Below are 18373 nucleotides of genomic sequence, written 5' to 3'. Positions count from 1 at the left end.
TGTTGCCAGGGAACGCCATCTGCCCATGATTCATATCCCGAAATCGGAATACAGCCGTCGCCGCAAGGCCCTGATGGCGCAGATGGAACCCAACAGCATCGCCATCCTGCCCGCCGCCGCAGTAGCCATACGCAACCGCGACGTCGAGCACGTCTACCGGCAGGACAGCGACTTCCAGTACCTCAGCGGCTTCCCCGAGCCTCAGGCCGTCATCGTACTGATGCCCGGTCGCGAACATGGCGAGTACATTCTGTTCTGCCGTGAACGCAACGCCGAGCGAGAACTGTGGGACGGCCTGCGCGCCGGCCAGGAAGGCGCGATCCGCGACTTCGGCGCCGACGATGCGTTTCCCATCACCGACATCGACGACATCCTGCCGGGCCTGATCGAAGGGCGCGACCGGGTGTATTCGGCCATGGGCAGCAACCCGGAATTCGACCGGCACCTGATGGAGTGGATCAACGTGATCCGCTCTAAAGCGCACCTCGGCGCCCAGCCGCCGAACGAATACGTTGCCCTGGATCATCTGCTGCACGACATGCGCCTGTATAAATCGGCGGCAGAAGTGAAGGTGATGCGCGAAGCTGCACGGATTTCCGCCCAGGCGCATATCCGGGCGATGCAGGCCAGCCGGGCCGGGCTGCACGAGTTCAGCCTCGAAGCCGAACTCGATTACGAATTCCGCAAGGGCGGGGCGAAGATGCCGGCCTACGGTTCGATCGTCGCCGCCGGGCGCAACAGCTGCATCCTGCATTACCAGCAGAATGACGCCGTGCTCAAGGATGGCGACCTGGTGTTGATCGACGCCGGTTGCGAGATCGACTGCTACGCCAGCGACATCACCCGCACCTGGCCAGTCAACGGCAAATATTCAGCGGAGCAGAAAGCGATTTACGAGTTGGTGCTGGCGTCGCAAGAAGCCGCATTCGCCGAAATCGCCCCGAACAAACACTGGAATCAGGCGCACGAAGCCACGGTCCGGGTGATTACCTCCGGTCTGGTGAAGTTGGGCCTGTTGCAGGGCGACGTCGACGAGTTGATCGCCAGCGAAGCCTATAAAGCTTTTTACATGCATCGTGCCGGCCATTGGTTGGGCATGGATGTGCATGACGTCGGCGAATACAAGGTCGGCGGCGAATGGCGGGTGCTGGAAGTCGGCATGGCGCTCACTGTGGAACCGGGCATCTACATTGCCCCGGACAACCAGAACGTAGCGAAGAAATGGCGCGGCATTGGCGTGCGCATCGAGGACGACGTGGTGGTCACCAAAAACGGTTGTGAAATCCTGACCCAAGGCGTGCCGAAAACGGTCGCCGAGATCGAGGCCTTGATGGCTGCTGCGCGGACACAAGCGGCATGAGTCGAGTCAATCTGGCAATTATCGGTGGCGGCCTGGTGGGCGCCAGCCTTGCATTGGCGTTGCAGGCCGGAGCCAAGGCCCGCGGCTGGAAGATCGTGCTGATCGAGCCATTCGCCCCGGGCGACACCTATCAACCGAGCTATGACGCCCGTTCTTCGGCGCTGTCCTACGGGGCCAAACAGATTTATCAACGGTTGGGCGTGTGGCAGGAAATCTCCCGCCGCGCCGAGCCGATCAAGCAGATTCATGTCTCCGACCGTGGACGTTTTTCCACCGCCCGTTTGTCGGCGATGGAAGAGGGCGTGCCGGCGCTGGGTTATGTGGTGGAAAACGCCTGGCTCGGCCAATGCCTCTGGCAGGGCCTGGACAAGGATGTGGTCACTTGGCGTTGCCCGGCGGAAGTCACGCGCATGGAACCGCTGACCGATGGCTATCGCCTGACCCTCAACGATGAAACCACCCTGGAATGCGACCTTGCGGTGCTCGCTGATGGCGGCCGTTCGGGCCTGCGCGAGCAATTGGGCATCGGCATCAAAAAGCGTCCGTACAACCAGAGCGCACTGATTGCCAACGTCACCCCGAGCGAAGCGCATAACGGCGTGGCCTTCGAGCGCTTCACCGATGACGGCCCGATGGCGTTGTTGCCGCTGCCGGACAACCGCTGCGCCCTGGTCTGGACCCGCTTGGGGATGGACGCGCAACGACTGGCGGCGCTGGATGAGCGCAGTTTCCTCAGCGAGTTGCAGGGCGTGTTCGGTTATCGCCTTGGCACCCTGAAGCAGGTGGGCGCGCGGCATCTATACCCATTGACGCTGATCGAAGCCGAAGAGCAAGTGCGTCCGCATCTGGCCATCCTCGGCAACGCCGCCCACAGCCTGCACCCGATTGCCGGCCAGGGCTTCAACCTGTCCTTGCGTGATGCTCAAGCCCTGGCCGATGCGCTGCTGGCGAGCGACACGTCGCCCGGCGACTTCGCGACCTTGCAGGCTTATCGCGAGCGTCAGCGCATGGATCAGAACCTGACTGTGGGGTTCTCCGATCAGGTGACCCGTTTGTTCGGCAGCACCCAGCCACTGGTTTCGCTGGGCCGCAACATCGGCTTGCTCGGTCTCGATCTGCTGCCGCCGGCCAAGCGCTGGTTCGCCCGGCAAGCCATGGGCCTGGGTACGCGTCCCGATGCTTAAGTGGCTGACTGATACGTTGGGTAAAGCGCGGTTGATGCGGTGGTTCATGACCTTCTACCCGCCGTACCTCGGTGCCGGGGTGCGGGTGCAGCACATCAGCGATGACTTCCGGGACATTCAAGTGTCCATGGGACTGAGTTGGTACAACCGCAATTACGTCGGTACCCAGTTTGGCGGCAGCCTGTATTCGATGGTCGACCCGTTCTACATGCTGATGCTGATGGAAAACCTCGGTCGTCAGTTCATTGTCTGGGACAAGGCTGCCGACATCGATTTCATCGCGCCGGGCAAAGGCCCGGTGTTCGCCCGCTTCAGCATCGACGAGACCTTGCTCGACGAGATCCGTCGACAGACAGCGAACGGCGAAAAGTACCTGCCGCAGTTGCAGGTCGATATTCATGACGGTGCCGGCGCCCTGGTGGCGCGGGTGCAGAAAACCCTTTACGTGCGGCTCAAACCGCAAGCGAGACAGGCTTAAAGCATGGAAATGCGCGCAGATCTGCTGATTGTCGGGGCCGGAATGGTCGGCAGCGCCCTGGCGCTGGCGTTGCAGGACAGCGGGCTGGAAGTCCTGTTGCTGGACGGCAGCCCGATGAGCGTCAAGCCCTTTGATGCCCAGGCGCCGTTCGAACCGAGGGTGAGTGCCTTGTCGGCGGCCAGCCAGCGCATTCTCGAGCGCCTGGGCGTGTGGGACGGCATCGCCAATCGCCGCAGCAGCCCTTACACCGACATGCAGGTCTGGGATGGCAGCGGCACCGGGCAGATTCATTTCTCGGCCGCCAGTGTGCATGCCGACGTGCTGGGCCATATCGTCGAGAATCGCGTGGTTCAGGATGCCTTGCTGGATCGTCTGCACGACTGCGACCTCGGGATGCTGGCCAATGCGCGTCTGGAGCAGATGCGCCGCTCCGGCGATGACTGGCTGCTGACCCTGGCCGATGGTCGCACCTTGCGCGCGCCCCTGGTGATAGCGGCGGATGGCGCCAATTCGGCGGTGCGGCGCCTGACCGGCGTGGCCACGCGCGAGTGGGACTATCTGCACCATGCGATCGTCACCAGCGTGCGCAGCTCCAAACCTCATCAAATGACCGCGTGGCAGCGCTTCACCGATAACGGTCCATTGGCGTTTCTGCCGTTGGAGCGGGACGGTCAGCAGGATTGGTGTTCGATCGTCTGGTCGACCACGCCGAGCGAAGCCGAACGCCTGATGGCGCTGGACGACGGCGCTTTCTGTCTCGAATTGGAACGCGCCTTTGAAGGCCGGCTCGGCACGGTGCTCAGCGCCGACCCGCGTTTGTGCGTGCCGCTGCGTCAGCGGCATGCCAAGCGATATGTGGCTGAAGGTTTGGCGTTGATCGGTGATGCGGCGCATACCATTCACCCACTGGCCGGGCAGGGCGTCAACCTCGGTTTCCTCGACGCCGCTGTGCTGGCCGAAGTGCTGCTGCAAGCGGCAGGGCGCGGCGAGCGATTGGCGGATGTGAAGGTGCTCAGTCGTTACGAGCGTCGGCGCATGCCGCACAACCTGGCGTTGATGGCGGCGATGGAAGGCTTTGAACGCTTGTTCCAGGCGGATCCGTTGCCGGTTCGCTGGTTGCGTAATGCCGGGTTGAAGATGGTTGACCAGATGCCGGAAGCCAAGGCGTTGTTCGTGCGCGAAGCGCTGGGGTTGATCGGGGATTTGCCGGCGCTGGCCAAGGCCTGACATCTTCATTGCGGCAGACGGCCTCATCGGGAGCAGGCTCGCTCCCACAATTGAAATGCATTCCCCTGTGGGAGCGAGCCTGCTTGCGATGGCGTTGGTACATCACTCCCCATGTCGACCATGCAACATTTGGTAACGCCTCCGCGAACTGTTCGATTGAGAAGCTAAATGTGAGTCCTTATCATTTGCCCTCCATTTTCCAATCGAGAGATCGCTCCCATGTTGGCACCGAAGCGTCTACTGACTGCACTCGCCCTGACCCTGATCGGTAGCACCACTGCCCAGGCCGCCGACGAGGTGGTGGTTTACTCCTCGCGTATCGACGAGCTGATCAAGCCGGTCTTCGATGCCTACACCGCGAAAACCGGTGTGCAGGTGAAGTTCATCACCGACAAGGAAGCGCCGTTGATGCAGAGGATCAAGGCCGAGGGCGAGAACGCCACCGCCGACCTGCTGCTGACCGTCGATGCCGGCAACCTCTGGCAGGCGGAGCAGATGGGCATCCTGCAACCGTTCACCTCCAAGGTGATCGACGCCAACATCCCGCTGCAATACCGCTCCTCGGCTCACGCCTGGACTGGCTTGAGCCTGCGGGCCCGGACCATCGCCTACTCCACCGCGCGGGTGAAACCGGGCGAGCTGACCACTTACGAAGCGCTGGCCGATAAAAACTGGGAAGGTCGCCTGTGCCTGCGCACGGCGAAGAAGGTCTACAACCAGTCCTTGACCGCTACTATGATCGAAGTGCACGGCGCCGAAAAAACCGAGAAGATCCTCAAAGGTTGGGTCAACAACCTGTCCACGGATGTGTTCTCCGATGACATCGCGGTGCTGGAAGCGATCAACGCTGGCCAATGCGACGTCGGCATCGTCAACACTTATTACTATGGCCGCCTGCACAAACAGAAGCCTGACCTGGCCGTGAAGCTGTTCTGGCCGAACCAGGGCGATCGCGGCGTACACGTGAACCTGTCGGGCATCGGCCTGACCAAGCATGCACCGCATCCAGAAGCCGCCAAAGCCCTGGTTGAATGGATGACCACCCCTGAAGCGCAGAAGATCTTCGCTGACGTGAACCAGGAATTCCCGGCTAACCCTGCGGTTCAACCGTCTGCGGAAGTGGCGAGCTGGGGCAAGTTTGTGGCGGATACGCTACCGGTGGAAATTGCCGGCAAGCGTCAGGCTGAAGCGATTCGCATGATGGATCGGGCTGGCTGGAACTGACTTCACCGTTATTGTGGCGAGCGGCTACCTGTGGCGAGGGAGCTTGCTCCCGCTAAGCTGCGAAACGGCCCCGTTGGCGTCGACAGGTCAGGATCGAGATGATCTGATAACCTCCTGCGGCTGCTTCGCACCCGAGCGGGAGCAAGCTCCCTCGCCACAAAATGGAGCCGACTTCAGGTTAGAGTCGGCCCATATTTTCTAGAGAATCCCCTTGGCCCACCCCGCCCAACGCCGCTGGTATCCCCTGGTCTTCGCCATCGCCGCGCTGGTCCTGCTGCCCCTGAGCGTCCTGTTCTTCTCCTGGCAAACCATCGATCAGCAAATCTGGTCCCACCTCTGGGACACCCAGATGCCGCGCCTGCTGGGCAATACCCTGACCCTGGTGTTCGGCGTCGGTATCGGCGTCACGCTCCTGGGTGTGAGCCTCGCCTGGCTCACCAGCCTCTGCGAATTTCCCGGCCGGCGTTGGCTGGACTGGGCGCTGATGCTGCCATTTGCCATTCCTGCTTACGTGCTGGCCTTCGTCTTCGTCGGCCTGCTGGATTTCGCCGGCCCCGTGCAAACCTTGCTGCGCGAATGGTTCGGCACCGAGCTGCGATTGCCGAGAGTGCGTTCCACCGGCGGCGTCATCCTTGTTCTGGTGCTGGTTTTCTATCCCTATGTCTACCTGCTGGCGCGCACTGCGTTCCTGGCCCAAGGCAAAGGCCTGATGGAAGCGGCGCGGGTGCTGGGGCAATCACCGTGGCAGGCGTTCTGGCGAGTGGCCTTGCCCATGGCGCGGCCGGCGATTGGTGCCGGTGTGGCCTTGGCGCTGATGGAAACCCTGGCGGACTTCGGTGCGGTGTCGGTGTTCAACTTCGACACGTTCACCACGGCCATCTACAAAACCTGGTACGGATTTTTCAGCCTCTCCACCGCCGCGCAACTGGCCAGCCTGTTACTGCTGGTGGTGATGGTCGTGTTGTACGGCGAACGGCGTGCTCGCGGGGCCAACCGCACCAGCAATGAACGACCTCGCATCAAGGCGCTGTATCACCTGCGGGGTTTCAAGGCGTTGGCGGCCATGACTTGGTGTGGCCTGGTGTTCGCCTGTGCCTTCGTCATTCCGATGCTGCAACTGGTGGTGTGGTTCTGGCAGCGTGGACGCTTCGACCTGGATGAGCGTTACGCCGGTCTGATCGTCCACACCTTGTACCTGGGCGGCATGGCCGCGCTGATCACCGTCAGCGTTGCCCTGGTGCTGGCATTTGCCCGGCGCCTGGCACCGACCCGGGCGATCCGCTCCGGTATCAGCCTGGCCAACCTCGGCTACGCCCTGCCGGGTTCGGTGCTGGCGGTGTCGATCATGCTGGCGTTCAGTTATCTGGATCGCGAGCTGGTCATCCCGCTGTCGGGCTGGCTCGGTGGCGCGGGCAAGCCATTGCTGCTGGGCAGTCTGTCGGCGTTGTTGCTGGCCTATCTGGTGCGTTTCATCGCCGTGGCCTACGGACCGCTGGAAAGCAGCCTGGCGCGAATACGGCCATCTTTGCCCGAAGCGGCACGTAGCCTTGGGGTCAGTGGGCCACGACTGTTTTTCAAAGTGTATCTGCCGTTATTGCTGCCCGGCACGTTGAGCGCTGCGTTGCTGGTGTTCGTCGATGTGCTCAAGGAAATGCCCGCGACCCTGCTGATGCGCCCGTTTGGCTGGGACACGCTGGCGGTACGGATCTTTGAAATGACCAGCGAAGGGGAGTGGGCGAGAGCTTCGTTGCCGGCCTTGACTCTGGTTTTGGTCGGGCTGTTACCGGTCATCGGATTGATTCGACGTTCGGCGCATCGAAACGCCTAGGTGTCAGTCCTACACCTTGAGGCTACAATGCGCGGCATTCGGTGCGGTCCGTCCTACGGACCTGGTAGCTGACATCGGCTCAAAGCCTTCTATTTCAAGGCTTTCGCCCGTAAAGCACCGGCCCGCACCTTCGCCACGCCCGGAAGGAGAAACCCATGGGACAGCGCACGCCTCTGTATGACCTTCATCTCGCCCTTGGCGCGAAGATGGTCGATTTTGGCGGTTGGGATATGCCTCTGCATTACGGATCGCAGGTCGAGGAACACCATCAGGTGCGCCGCGATTGCGGGGTTTTCGATGTATCCCACATGACCGTGATTGATGTCACCGGCCCCCAGGCCAAGGCCTGGCTCCAGCATTTGCTGGCCAATGACGTCGAGCGCCTGCACAGCCCTGGCCGTGCCTTGTACAGCACCATGCTCAACGAGCGCGGCGGCATCGTCGACGACATGATCGTCTACCGTCTCGAGGACGGTTATCGGCTGGTGGTCAACGCCTCCACCCGCAATCAGGACCTCGCCTGGATGCAGGCCCACCTCGATGGTTTCGATGTGCAGCTCAACGAGCGCTCCGAACTGGCGATGCTGGCGATTCAAGGCCCCCATGCCCGGCACAAGATTTCCGAACTGGTCACCCAGTCCCGCGGCAACCTGATCCAGATGCTCAAGCCTTTTGAAGGTCAGCCTGACGGCGACTGGTTCATCGCGCGCACCGGATATACCGGTGAAGATGGCCTGGAGATCGTTCTACCCGCCAATCAGGCACCAGGGTTTTTCAACGACCTGGTGGGCGCGGGCATTTCTCCTATCGGCCTGGGTGCCCGGGATACCTTGCGTGTCGAAGCCGGCATGAACCTGTACGGCCAGGACATTCATCAAGACGTTTCACCGCTGGCCTCGAACATGGCCTGGAGCATTGCCTGGGAACCGGCCACTCGCCAGTTCATTGGTCGCAGCGCCCTGGAAGCCGAGCGGGCGGGTGGTGTGCAGCACAAACTGGTCGGTCTGGTCCTTGAGGAACGTGGGGTTTTGCGCGCTCATCAAGTGGTCCGTATCGCCAATGTTGGCGAAGGAGAGATCACCAGTGGTAGTTTCTCTCCTACGCTTAGCAAGTCGATAGCACTGGCGCGCGTGCCGATGGCAACTGCCGACCGCGCAGAAGTGGAAATCCGTGGCAAGTGGTACCCGGTCCGGGTGGTCAAACCGACCTTCGTCCGCCATGGCAAAACCTTGATCTAACCTTTTTGGCGGGCAACGACCGCTGACAATTCTCTTGAGGACACAGAACATGAGCGATATCCCTGCCGACCTGCGTTTTGCCGAAAGTCACGAATGGGCCCGTCTGGAAACCGATGGCACCGTTACCGTGGGCATCAGCGATCACGCTCAGGAAGCCTTGGGCGATGTGGTGTTCGTTGAGCTGACTGAAGTTGGAAAAGTTTTCGCTGCCGGCGATCAATCCGGTGTCGTTGAGTCGGTTAAAGCTGCGTCCGACATCTACTCCCCGGTATCTGGTGAAGTGATCGCGATCAACGAAGAATTGAGTGCTAACCCAGAACTGCTCAACTCCGAACCTTACAATGCCTGGATCTTCAAACTGAAGCCAAGCGACAAGGCTGAGCTGGACAAGCTGCTCGATGCAGCCGGCTACAAGGCCGCCATCGGCGACTAAGCCTTCAGCGTCATCCCAAAGCCCCGACGTGTCGGGGCTTTTTTTCGCCTGACGGATTTCCCTGTGGGAGCGGGCAAGCCTCGCTCCTGCACGGGTTCGCTGTTGGCAGCGGCTGCTATGCTGGTTTGACCGTGTTGCATCGACGTTGAGCGCCAGCCTAGAGAGAGCCCGTCATGTCCCAGTTGCCGTCCTTGAGCCAGTTACGCGATCCCAATGCCTTCCTTCGCCGCCACCTTGGCCCCGATGCTGCCGAGCAACAGGCGATGCTCGACAGCCTCGGCCTCGGCAGCCGGGTCGAACTGATCGAACAGACGGTACCGCCGGGAATCCGCCTGAACCGCGAGCTCGATTTGCCGCCGGCCCTCGACGAAGAGGCTGCGCTGGCCAAGCTGCGCGGGTACGCCGAGCAAAACCAGGTCTGGACCAGCCTGATCGGCATGGGTTACCACGGCACCCTCACGCCGGCCGTCATTCTGCGCAACGTGTTGGAAAATCCCGGTTGGTACACCGCCTACACCCCTTATCAGCCGGAGATTGCCCAGGGGCGGCTCGAAGCGCTGCTGAATTTCCAGCAATTGACCATCGACCTCACGGGCCTCGAACTGGCCAACGCTTCGCTGCTCGATGAAGCCACGGCGGCGGCGGAAGCCATGGCGCTGGCCAAGCGGGTCGCCAAGTCCCGGAGCAATCTGTTCTTCGTCGATGAGAACTGCCATCCGCAAACCATTTCCGTGGTGCAGACCCGGGCCGAAGGGTTCGGTTTCGAGCTGATCATCGACGCTGTGGATAACTTGAAACAGCACGAGGTGTTTGGCGCGTTGCTGCAATATCCCGACACCCACGGCGAGATCCGCGACCTGCGTCCGTTGATCGATCATCTGCATGCCCAACAGGCGCTGGCCTGTGTCGCGACGGATCTGCTGAGCCTGCTGTTGCTGACCCCGCCTGGGGAGTTGGGCGCCGACGTGGTGTTCGGCTCGTCCCAGCGCTTCGGTGTGCCGATGGGGTACGGCGGGCCGCACGCGGCGTTTTTTGCCAGTCGCGATGAGTACAAACGGGCGATTCCCGGGCGGATCATCGGCGTGTCGAAAGATGCTCGCGGCAATGTCGCGCTGCGCATGGCCCTGCAAACCCGTGAGCAACATATCCGCCGGGAGAAGGCCAACTCGAACATCTGCACCGCTCAGGTGCTGCTGGCCAACATCGCCAGTTTCTATGCGGTCTACCATGGTCCGGAAGGACTCAAACGCATTGCCCAGCGCGTCCATCGGCTGACTTGCATCCTCGCCGCAGGCCTGGAGCGTCACGGCATCACTCGCCTCAACACTCACTTTTTCGACACGCTGACGCTGGAGGTTGGTGGTACTCAGACCGCAATTATCGAAAGCGCCCAGGCTGCACAGATCAACTTGCGCATTCTCGGGCGCGGGCAGTTGGGGCTGAGCCTCGACGAAACCTCTGACGAATCCACGGTAGCGAAACTGTTTGATGTGTTCCTCGGTTCCGATCATGGGCTCAACGTCGACGAACTGGACGCTCAAACCCTTGCTTCCGGTATTCCGGCAGGTCTGCTGCGCACCTCGCCTTATCTGCGTCATCCGGTATTCAGCGCCCATCACAGCGAAACCGAGATGCTGCGTTACCTCAAGCAACTGGAAAACAAAGACCTGGCGCTCAACCAATCAATGATCCCGCTGGGCTCCTGCACCATGAAACTCAATGCCACCAGCGAGATGATCCCCATCACCTGGCCGCAATTCGCCAACCTGCATCCGTTTGTACCGAAAGAGCAGGCGGTGGGTTATTCGCTGATGATCGAAGAGCTGGAACGCTGGCTCTGCGCAATCACCGGTTTCGACGCGATCTGCATGCAACCCAATTCCGGCGCTCAAGGCGAGTACGCCGGGCTGCTGGCGATCCGCAAATATCACGAGAGCCGTCATCAGGGGGCGCGAGAGATTTGCCTGATTCCGTCCTCGGCCCACGGCACCAACCCCGCCTCGGCGCAGATGGCCGGGATGCGCGTGGTGATCGTCGAGTGCGACGAGGCCGGCAACGTCGATCTGGATGACCTGAAAGGCAAGGCCGCGGACGCAGGCGACAAACTCGCCTGCCTGATGGCGACGTATCCGTCGACCCATGGCGTGTACGAGGAAGGCATCAGCGAAATCTGTGAAGTTATCCACAGCCACGGCGGCCAGGTGTACATGGACGGCGCCAACCTCAACGCACAGGTGGGATTGGCGCGGCCGGCGGACATTGGCGCCGATGTCTCCCACATGAACTTGCACAAGACGTTCTGCATTCCCCATGGCGGCGGCGGGCCGGGCATGGGGCCGATAGGCGTGCGCGCGCATTTGGCGCCGTTCGTCGCCAATCACCCGGTGGTGCCGATTGAGGGACCGTTGGCGCAGAACGGTGCGGTCAGCGCAGCGCCCTGGGGCAGTGCGAGCATTTTGCCGATCAGCTGGATGTACATCGCCATGATGGGCCCGCAATTGGCGGATGCCAGCGAGGTGGCGATCCTCGCTGCGAATTACCTGGCGCAACATTTGTCCGGGGCGTTTCCAGTGCTCTTCACCGGGCGCAACGAACGGGTGGCGCACGAATGCATCCTCGATTTGCGTCCATTGAAGGCGCTGACCGGGATCAGTGAAGAGGACGTGGCCAAGCGTCTAATGGATTACGGCTTCCATGCGCCGACCATGTCGTTTCCGGTGCCAGGGACACTGATGGTCGAGCCGACCGAGAGCGAATCAAAGGCCGAACTGGATCGGTTTATCGGGGCGATGCTGAGCATTCGCGCGGAAATCACCGAGGTGCAGAACGGTAACTGGCCCGCCGAAGACAATCCGCTGAAGCGAGCGCCGCACACCCTGGCCGATATCACCGGGGTCTGGGAGCGGCCTTACAGCATTGAGCAAGCGGTGACGCCGGATGCGCACACCAAGGCGCACAAGTATTGGCCGGTGGTGAATCGGGTGGACAACGTCTATGGCGACAGGAATCTGTTCTGTGCCTGCGTGCCCGTCGATGATTACCGCTGATCTCCCGGACTACGCAAATCCAATGTAGGAGTGAACCTGCTCGCGATAGCGGTGCAACAGTCGCTGAAATGTTGACTGATCCACCGCTATCGCGAGCAGGCTCGCTCCTACAGGGTTTTGTGTTGGACATAAAAAATGCCGCTCACGGGAGCGGCATTTTTATTCAGCTGAACAGCTTATTCCGAAGCGACGGCATTCTTTGCCAGGATCGCGTTCGCCAGTTCCATATCCGTCGCCTGCAGGCCCGGATTGTCGGAGCGTACTTTCTGCATCGCGGCTTCCAGATAAGGACCGCGGATGCCGCCATCACTGGCGACGAAGCTGCCGGCATCGTCCTGCGCTGCAACGATCAGCTTGTGATCCTTGAAGGTCAGATAGGTCGAACCGGTGGTGGCACCGGACGAAATGACGTTACGCCAAAAGCTATCGGCCATCGCCGAACCGACTGGAAGGGACAACAACGCGATGGTAGCGACAGCAAGTTTGAGACGCATGATGGGGTGACTCCACTGGTTAACTACGGCGTTGGATGCCTTTCCCCCCATCCAGTTCCGTGACGGCCGTGCCTACTTTTGTTCGCTCTGCGGCGTCACGCGCAAGACTTCCTCGATGGTCGTCAGGCCGGCCGCCACTTTCTGCGCCCCCGACAGCCGCAGGCTGCGCATGCCTTCCTTGAACGCCTGGCGCCGTACCGCCAGCAGATCGGTGTCGGGATTGATCAGCGCCTTAACACCATCCGTCAGTTGCATGATTTCGTAGACCCCGGCGCGGCCGCGATAGCCGGTGTCGCGGCATTCCAGGCAGCCGATGGCGCGCTGGGCATTGGTGGGCAGTGGCGCTTGCCAGGGTTTGGTCAGGGTTTGCCAGTCTTCTTCACCCAACGTCAGCGGTGCCTTGCAGTGCGGGCACAAGGTTCGCACCAGGCGCTGTGCCATGACGCCGAGCACCGTGGCTTTGATCAGGTAATGCGGCACACCGAGTTCCAGCAGGCGGCTGATCGCGCTGGGCGCATCGTTAGTGTGCAGCGTCGACAATACCAAGTGACCCGTGAGCGCGGCCTGGATCGCCATTTCTGCGGTTTCGAGGTCGCGAATCTCGCCGATCATGATGATGTCCGGGTCTTGCCGCATCAGCGCGCGAACACCGGCGGCGAAGGTCAGGTCGATGTTGTGCTGGACCTGCATCTGATTGAAGGCCGGCTCGACCATTTCGATCGGGTCTTCGATGGTGCAGAGGTTGACCTCCGGCGTCGCCAGTTTCTTCAGTGTGGTGTAAAGCGTGGTGGTTTTGCCCGAACCCGTCGGCCCGGTCACCAGAATGATGCCGTTGGGCTGGCGGGTCATGTCCTGCCAGCGGCGCAGGTCTTCGGCGGAGAAGCCCAACTGATCGAAGTCCTTGAGCAGCACCTCCGGGTCGAAGATCCGCATGACCATTTTTTCGCCGAATGCCGTCGGCAAGGTCGACAGCCGCAGCTCGACCTCACCGCCGTCCGGGGTCTTGGTCTTCACCCGGCCGTCCTGGGGTTTGCGCTTTTCCGCCACGTTCATCCGCCCGAGGCTTTTCAGGCGGCTGACGATGGCCATGGTCACTTGCGGGGGGAATTGATAGACGTTGTGCAGCACGCCGTCGATGCGAAAGCGCACTGTGCCTTGCTCGCGTCGAGGTTCGATGTGGATATCACTGGCGCGCTGCTGGAAGGCGTACTGGAACAGCCAGTCGACGATGTTGACGATGTGCGCGTCGTTGGCGTCCGGTTCCTGGTCGCTGGCGCCGAGGTTGAGCAATTGTTCGAAATTGCCCAGGTTGCTGGCCTGCTGATCGTTGTTGGTCGCACCGCTGACCGATTTGGCCAGCCGGAAAAACTCGACGCTGAAGCGCTGGATGTCCACCGGGTTGGCCACTACGCGTTTGATCGGCAGTTTCAGCACATGAGTCAGGTCAGCTTCCCAGCCGTTGACGTAAGGCTGGGCGCTGGCCACGGTCACCGCGTCGCGGTCGATGGACACCGCCAGAATCTTGTGACGCTGGGCGAAGGCGTAGGACATCAGCGGCGTAATCGCCGCCACGTTGATTTTCAGCGGATCGATGCGCAAGTAAGGCTGGCCCGCCTGCTGCGACAGCCACAGGGTCAGGCTTTCCAGGTCGAGGTGTTTACCGGGACGGCTAAGGTCATCCAGGTGCTGGCTGGCAATGAATTCCAGGGGATGCATCTGGCCATGGGTGGCGTGGCGGCGGCGGGCATTGAGCGCGTGTTCGGCCGAGTCCTGGCTGATAAAGCCCTGGGCGACCAGTTCACGCAGCAAATCATTGAGATCCAGCCAGCGGTCCTGAATGGCAAGTTGAACGGACATGCGGGCTCCTCATGAACAACAGTTCGCAAAGGATAGTCGCGGACCCGCCGACCGTTGGGCCACTACCCGACGAAGCCGTGTCGAGGTTTGTCAGCCCGCCGCCTGAACAGGCGCTTCCCGCAGGGAATCAGCCGCTTGCAGCTCCACCGAACACACGTTGATCAGGTTACGTAATTTTTCCGCAATCACTTCGGCGCGATGCCAGCTCAACCCGTCCATGACGATGTCGATCGACATCAGATCGTCCATCCGCTGCGCGCTGACCTGTTGCGGCGTCAGAAACTGCAAAGCGAACAGGTTGAGCGCCCGGCACAGCAGGTCCGGCTCGGCTTCGGCCAGCAGTTGGTAATGAACGCGGCAGTGCGCGTTGCCGGCGTGCCAGACATCGGCGCGGATAGGCGAGGTGTTCACAGCTTCCAGGTGCGGCATGGTCGGTCTCCAAATCAATGGAGGAATTTTTACATTCGGTGCCGGGCATTTCTTATCTATGATGGAGCTTATTGGCTATTTTTCGAATTGTTTGATTCGGTCAGCTATCAATTACGGGTTTATTTATGCACAGCGAGCTGGATGGCTACGACCGCAAGATTCTCGCGTTGCTGCAAGAAGACGCTTCGCTCTCCAGCGCGCAGATTGCCGAGCAGGTGGGACTTTCTCAGTCGCCGTGCTGGCGGCGGATTCAGCGGATGAAGGAGGAGGGGATCATTCGCGGGCAGGTGACCTTGCTCGACCGGAAGAAGATCGGGCTTAACACGCAGATCTTTGCCGAGATCAAACTCAACGCGCATGGGCGTTCGAACTTCACTGAGTTTACCGAGGCGATTCGCGGCTTTCCCGAGGTGCTGGAGTGTTATGTGCTGATGGGGTCGGTGGATTTCTTGCTGCGGATCGTCACGGCGGACATCGAGGCGTATGAGCGGTTTTTCTTTGAAAAGCTGTCGATGGTGCCGGGGATTCAGGAAGTGAACTCGATTGTGGCGTTGTCGGAGATCAAGTCCACCACCAGTTTGCCTGTCTAGGGTATGCGGTGAATGTGCTGGCCTCTTCGCGGGCAAGCCTCGCTCCTACAGGTTTGAGTCGGCCGCCGAATTGGGGTCAACGAAAATACTGTAGGAGCGAGGCTTGCCCGCGAAGGCGGTGTTACATACGCAGCAGCATTTTCCAGGCACGATTCTGATAAACCGCAATGGCCTGCTGCTTGCGCGCATCCAGCGATTCATCGGTGATCGGCTCGTTCGCCAATTGGGCAAGCTGCTTCAGCTCGCCGTACAGGCGGTCCATTTCCGGAATGTCCAGCACGCCACGGGCATGGTGCAGCCAGGCCTGGATGCGCTCGATGCGCGGCAGTTGCTCGGCCAGGTCTTCCGGCTGTTGCTGATAACGCTGCAATTGCAGGGAGGTCGCTTCTTCACCCAGCAAACGCGGCAACCAGCTACCCAACTGCGCAGCACCCTGGCGATTGCCACGGACGTTGCGATCAGCTGCCCAGGTGCGGGCCAGCAACCAACGCGACGTGTTCAGCGAGAACAAGCCCCAGCGCGGGTCTTCCAGTTCTTCGAGGAATTGCTCCGGCGCGGCTTTGCGCACGTCTTCGTCGTCGATACCGGCTTGCACCAGCGGGCGCCAGTCTTCGAGCAAGGCATCCAGAGCAACGCGCAGATCGTGAGTCGACTGACGCGGTGCGGCCTGGCCCAGGCTGCTCAGCAAGGCACGCAATTCGGCCAGGTTCTCGACCCAGTCCTGCAACAAGCGCCAGTGGCCATTGAAGCGATACTGCTCGGCCAGACGCTGGCTGCTGCTCAGCAAATGCCAGCTCAGCGCGGCGAATGCATCGTCCAGCGGCGTTTCAGCGGTGATTTGCGGTGCCGGCAGGCTCAACGAATAGCTGTTGGCGTCGTACAAGCGATAACCGCGCTCGGCCTTGCTGATGTCACACGGCATCAGGGCCAGGGTCGCAGCCAGTTCGGCGGCCAGTTCCAGCAGGGCAGCCGGCTCGCCTTCGCGCAGTTCCAGTTCCAACTCGCAGATTTCTTCTTTCTGCTTGCCGACCACCACGTGGCCCAGGTCCAGTGCGGCTTCGATGACCACTTTGGTCTTGCCGCGGCCCCAAGCGATTTCAGCGCGTTCGCGAACGAAATCGGTGGTGAAGATCGGTTTCAGGGTTTTCTTGTCCAGTTCGGCAAGCTCTTCGGGCCAGCATTCACCGTCGAGTTTCTTGACGTCGAGTTTGGCTTTGGGCAGGTTCCAGTCGTATTCGTTACGCTCGGACAGACCGGCGACGCTCTGGCCTCGGGTCTTGAGCGTTTGAATCACTTCTTCGCCGTCCTTGCGCAGGCGCAGGGCAACCTTGGCGCGGGCCAGGTCGCGCTCAGGCGTGTCGAAGTATTGGTTCATCAACTCACGGCGTTCCCAGCCACTTTTGTTGCGTTTTTTCAGGAGCGGGTGCTCGCGCAGGGCTGCGAGGGTTTCGCGGCTGACGCGGAGTTTGATTTCGGTTTCTTTCTGCATGGCCGGAAAATCCAGGATCGGGAGCGCAGCCGGGGGAAATGTGTGGCTGCCAAGGCCGTGCAGTGTACAGGACTCCTCAGTCCTACGTGCCGCGGCGGTTTATTCCTGTCGCCAGATGGTTCTATGATGGTCTTCAATTCGCGAGTTGGAGTCAGCGATGCCTTTGCCGTCCATGAAAGATCAGTTCGCTGCGCTGATTGCTGCGCCGACGGTCAGCTGTACCCAGCCCAGCCTTGATCAATCCAACCGTCCGGTCATCGACTTGCTGGCGACGTGGCTCGGTGACCTGGGGTTCGCCTGCGACATCCAGCAGGTCAGCCCCGGCAAGTTCAACTTGCTGGCCAGTTTCGGCTCCGGCCCCGGTGGCCTGGTGCTGGCCGGGCATAGCGATACGGTGCCGTTCGATGGCGCACTGTGGCAGACCGATCCGCTGAAACTGACCGAAGTCGATGGCCGCTGGGTGGGCCTTGGCAGTTGCGACATGAAAGGCTTTTTCGCCCTGGCCATCGAGGCGGTGATTCCGCTGCTCGATCAGCCTTTCAAGCAACCGCTGCTGATTCTCGCCACGTGCGATGAAGAAAGCTCGATGTCCGGCGCTCGTGCCCTGGCCGAAGCCGGCCGTCCGCTGGGGCGTGCGGCGGTGATTGGCGAGCCGACCGGACTGAAGCCGATCCGCATGCACAAAGGCATCATGATGGAGCGCATCGACATCCTCGGGCAGAGCGGCCATTCCTCGGACCCGCGCCTGGGACATAGCGCCCTTGAGGCCATGCACGATGCCATCGGCGAGCTGCGTGGCCTGCGCCTGTTGTGGCAGCGTGAATTCCGCAATCCGCAATTCGGCGTGCCGACACCGACCATGAACTTCGGCTGTATCCATGGCGGCGACAATCCCAACCGCATCTGCGGCCAGTGTTCACTGGAATTCGACTTGCGGCCGTTGCCGGGCATGGACCCCAAAGCCCTGCGCGCGGCCATTCTGCAGCGGCTCAACCCGATTGCCGAACGCCATCAGGTGAAGATCAATTACGCGCCGCTGTTCCCCGAAGTGCCGCCGTTCGAGCAGGCCGAGGACGCCGAATTGGTCCGGGTCGCCGAAAAGCTCACCGGCCATCGCGCCGAAGCAGTGGCGTTCGGCACCGAAGCGCCTTATCTTCAGCGTCTTGGCTGCGAAACGCTGGTACTCGGCCCGGGTGATATCGCCTGTGCGCACCAACCGGGTGAATACCTCGAAATGTCACGTTTGCAGCCTACCGTGCATCTATTACGTCAATTGATTGAACATTACTGCCTGACACCGGCCCAAACGCCAATGTCAGGTGGTTGAACCTGTAGGAGCCGGCTTGCTGGCGATGAACGATGACGCGGTTCTCCTGATGAACCACGGCGCCTGCATCGCCAGCAATCCCGCTCCTACAGGTGTAAATTGCCAGTGTCCCAACCCGTATTCATGAGGAGAGCGCGCGTGTCGCCAAGCCTGTTCCGACGATAACCA

15 protein-coding genes are annotated in these 18373 nt (G+C 61.1%); 11 read left to right on the top strand and 4 right to left on the bottom strand.

Annotation, left to right across the window (positions count from 1 at the left end; genetic code table 11):
* Window positions 1-25: 25 nt before the first annotated feature.
* From pepP to gcvP, 9 genes are all read left to right on the top strand, one after another.
* Window positions 26-1360, top strand: coding sequence for a Xaa-Pro aminopeptidase (gene pepP, locus FBY01_RS04940; protein ID WP_077747170.1), 1335 nt, complete (start codon window positions 26-28; stop codon window positions 1358-1360).
* A complete protein-coding gene (gene ubiH, locus FBY01_RS04935) occupies window positions 1357-2544 on the top strand; it encodes a 2-octaprenyl-6-methoxyphenyl hydroxylase (protein WP_010464989.1) in 1188 nt (395 codons plus the stop codon). Before pepP ends, ubiH begins: the two co-directional genes overlap by 4 nt.
* Complete coding sequence (locus tag FBY01_RS04930; protein WP_145306631.1) at window positions 2537-3022, top strand: DUF4442 domain-containing protein; 486 nt, start codon at window positions 2537-2539, stop codon at window positions 3020-3022. Before ubiH ends, FBY01_RS04930 begins: the two co-directional genes overlap by 8 nt.
* Before the next feature lie 9 nt (window positions 3023-3031).
* Window positions 3032-4249 carry a 2-octaprenyl-3-methyl-6-methoxy-1,4-benzoquinol hydroxylase gene (locus FBY01_RS04925; protein WP_177346218.1) on the top strand — a complete coding sequence of 406 codons (1218 nt, stop codon included), beginning with the start codon at window positions 3032-3034 and terminating at the stop codon, window positions 4247-4249.
* A 219-nt stretch (window positions 4250-4468) separates the two neighbouring features.
* Window positions 4469-5473 carry an extracellular solute-binding protein gene (locus FBY01_RS04920; protein WP_083375503.1) on the top strand — a complete coding sequence of 335 codons (1005 nt, stop codon included), beginning with the start codon at window positions 4469-4471 and terminating at the stop codon, window positions 5471-5473.
* A gap of 211 nt (window positions 5474-5684) precedes the next feature.
* Complete coding sequence (locus FBY01_RS04915; RefSeq protein WP_102594811.1) at window positions 5685-7301, top strand: iron ABC transporter permease; 1617 nt, start codon at window positions 5685-5687, stop codon at window positions 7299-7301.
* Between the two features lie 155 nt (window positions 7302-7456).
* Window positions 7457-8539: a glycine cleavage system aminomethyltransferase GcvT gene (gene gcvT, locus FBY01_RS04910; RefSeq protein ID WP_010464981.1), complete on the top strand. Its 1083-nt coding sequence runs from the start codon at window positions 7457-7459 to the stop codon at window positions 8537-8539.
* A gap of 49 nt (window positions 8540-8588) precedes the next feature.
* Window positions 8589-8972, top strand: a complete 384-nt coding sequence (gene gcvH, locus FBY01_RS04905) for a glycine cleavage system protein GcvH (protein ID WP_145306634.1) — start codon at window positions 8589-8591, stop codon at window positions 8970-8972.
* A 173-nt stretch (window positions 8973-9145) separates the two neighbouring features.
* Window positions 9146-12019, top strand: coding sequence for an aminomethyl-transferring glycine dehydrogenase (gcvP, locus tag FBY01_RS04900; protein ID WP_010464977.1), 2874 nt, complete (start codon window positions 9146-9148; stop codon window positions 12017-12019).
* A gap of 176 nt (window positions 12020-12195) precedes the next feature.
* Here gcvP and FBY01_RS04895 read toward each other — a convergent pair whose 3' ends face one another.
* The 3 genes from FBY01_RS04895 to FBY01_RS04885 form a co-directional block, all read right to left on the bottom strand.
* Window positions 12196-12516: a DUF2388 domain-containing protein gene (locus tag FBY01_RS04895; protein ID WP_178113218.1), complete on the bottom strand. Its 321-nt coding sequence runs from the start codon at window positions 12514-12516 to the stop codon at window positions 12196-12198.
* 69 nt (window positions 12517-12585) lie between these two features.
* Entirely contained in the window at window positions 12586-14370 is a 1785-nt protein-coding gene (locus FBY01_RS04890; RefSeq protein WP_145306638.1) for a GspE/PulE family protein, read from the bottom strand.
* A 90-nt stretch (window positions 14371-14460) separates the two neighbouring features.
* Window positions 14461-14799: a hypothetical protein gene (locus tag FBY01_RS04885; protein ID WP_010466649.1), complete on the bottom strand. Its 339-nt coding sequence runs from the start codon at window positions 14797-14799 to the stop codon at window positions 14461-14463.
* A gap of 125 nt (window positions 14800-14924) precedes the next feature.
* On the opposite strand from FBY01_RS04885, the gene FBY01_RS04880 reads away from it, so the two are divergent.
* Complete coding sequence (locus FBY01_RS04880; protein ID WP_046045137.1) at window positions 14925-15389, top strand: Lrp/AsnC family transcriptional regulator; 465 nt, start codon at window positions 14925-14927, stop codon at window positions 15387-15389.
* Between the two features lie 121 nt (window positions 15390-15510).
* On the opposite strand, the gene FBY01_RS04875 is transcribed toward FBY01_RS04880, so the two are convergent.
* Entirely contained in the window at window positions 15511-16878 is a 1368-nt protein-coding gene (locus FBY01_RS04875; RefSeq protein ID WP_077747177.1) for an inorganic triphosphatase, read from the bottom strand.
* A gap of 157 nt (window positions 16879-17035) precedes the next feature.
* On the opposite strand from FBY01_RS04875, the gene argE reads away from it, so the two are divergent.
* A complete protein-coding gene (gene argE, locus FBY01_RS04870) occupies window positions 17036-18205 on the top strand; it encodes an acetylornithine deacetylase (protein WP_010466655.1) in 1170 nt (389 codons plus the stop codon).
* Window positions 18206-18373 lie beyond the last annotated feature (168 nt).

This window comes from Pseudomonas sp. SJZ077, assembly GCF_007993905.1.
In the GTDB taxonomy this organism is placed as follows: domain Bacteria; phylum Pseudomonadota; class Gammaproteobacteria; order Pseudomonadales; family Pseudomonadaceae; genus Aquipseudomonas; species Aquipseudomonas mandelii.
The sequence above is the reverse complement of the archived record's forward strand: the minus strand, read 5'-3'. Positions and strand labels throughout refer to the sequence as shown.

Coding starts and splice junctions, on each gene's coding strand:
- FBY01_RS04920 (WP_083375503.1), top strand. CDS start 4,469: ATGTTGGCACCGAAGCGTCTACTGACTGCACTCGCCCTGACCCTGATC.
- FBY01_RS04925 (WP_177346218.1), top strand. CDS start 3,032: ATGCGCGCAGATCTGCTGATTGTCGGGGCCGGAATGGTCGGCAGCGCC.
- argE (WP_010466655.1), top strand. CDS start 17,036: ATGCCTTTGCCGTCCATGAAAGATCAGTTCGCTGCGCTGATTGCTGCG.
- gcvT (WP_010464981.1), top strand. CDS start 7,457: ATGGGACAGCGCACGCCTCTGTATGACCTTCATCTCGCCCTTGGCGCG.
- gcvP (WP_010464977.1), top strand. CDS start 9,146: ATGTCCCAGTTGCCGTCCTTGAGCCAGTTACGCGATCCCAATGCCTTC.
- FBY01_RS04885 (WP_010466649.1), bottom strand. CDS start 14,799: ATGCCGCACCTGGAAGCTGTGAACACCTCGCCTATCCGCGCCGATGTC.
- FBY01_RS04875 (WP_077747177.1), bottom strand. CDS start 16,878: ATGCAGAAAGAAACCGAAATCAAACTCCGCGTCAGCCGCGAAACCCTC.
- pepP (WP_077747170.1), top strand. CDS start 26: ATGATTCATATCCCGAAATCGGAATACAGCCGTCGCCGCAAGGCCCTG.
- FBY01_RS04880 (WP_046045137.1), top strand. CDS start 14,925: ATGCACAGCGAGCTGGATGGCTACGACCGCAAGATTCTCGCGTTGCTG.
- gcvH (WP_145306634.1), top strand. CDS start 8,589: ATGAGCGATATCCCTGCCGACCTGCGTTTTGCCGAAAGTCACGAATGG.
- FBY01_RS04890 (WP_145306638.1), bottom strand. CDS start 14,370: ATGTCCGTTCAACTTGCCATTCAGGACCGCTGGCTGGATCTCAATGAT.
- FBY01_RS04930 (WP_145306631.1), top strand. CDS start 2,537: ATGCTTAAGTGGCTGACTGATACGTTGGGTAAAGCGCGGTTGATGCGG.
- ubiH (WP_010464989.1), top strand. CDS start 1,357: ATGAGTCGAGTCAATCTGGCAATTATCGGTGGCGGCCTGGTGGGCGCC.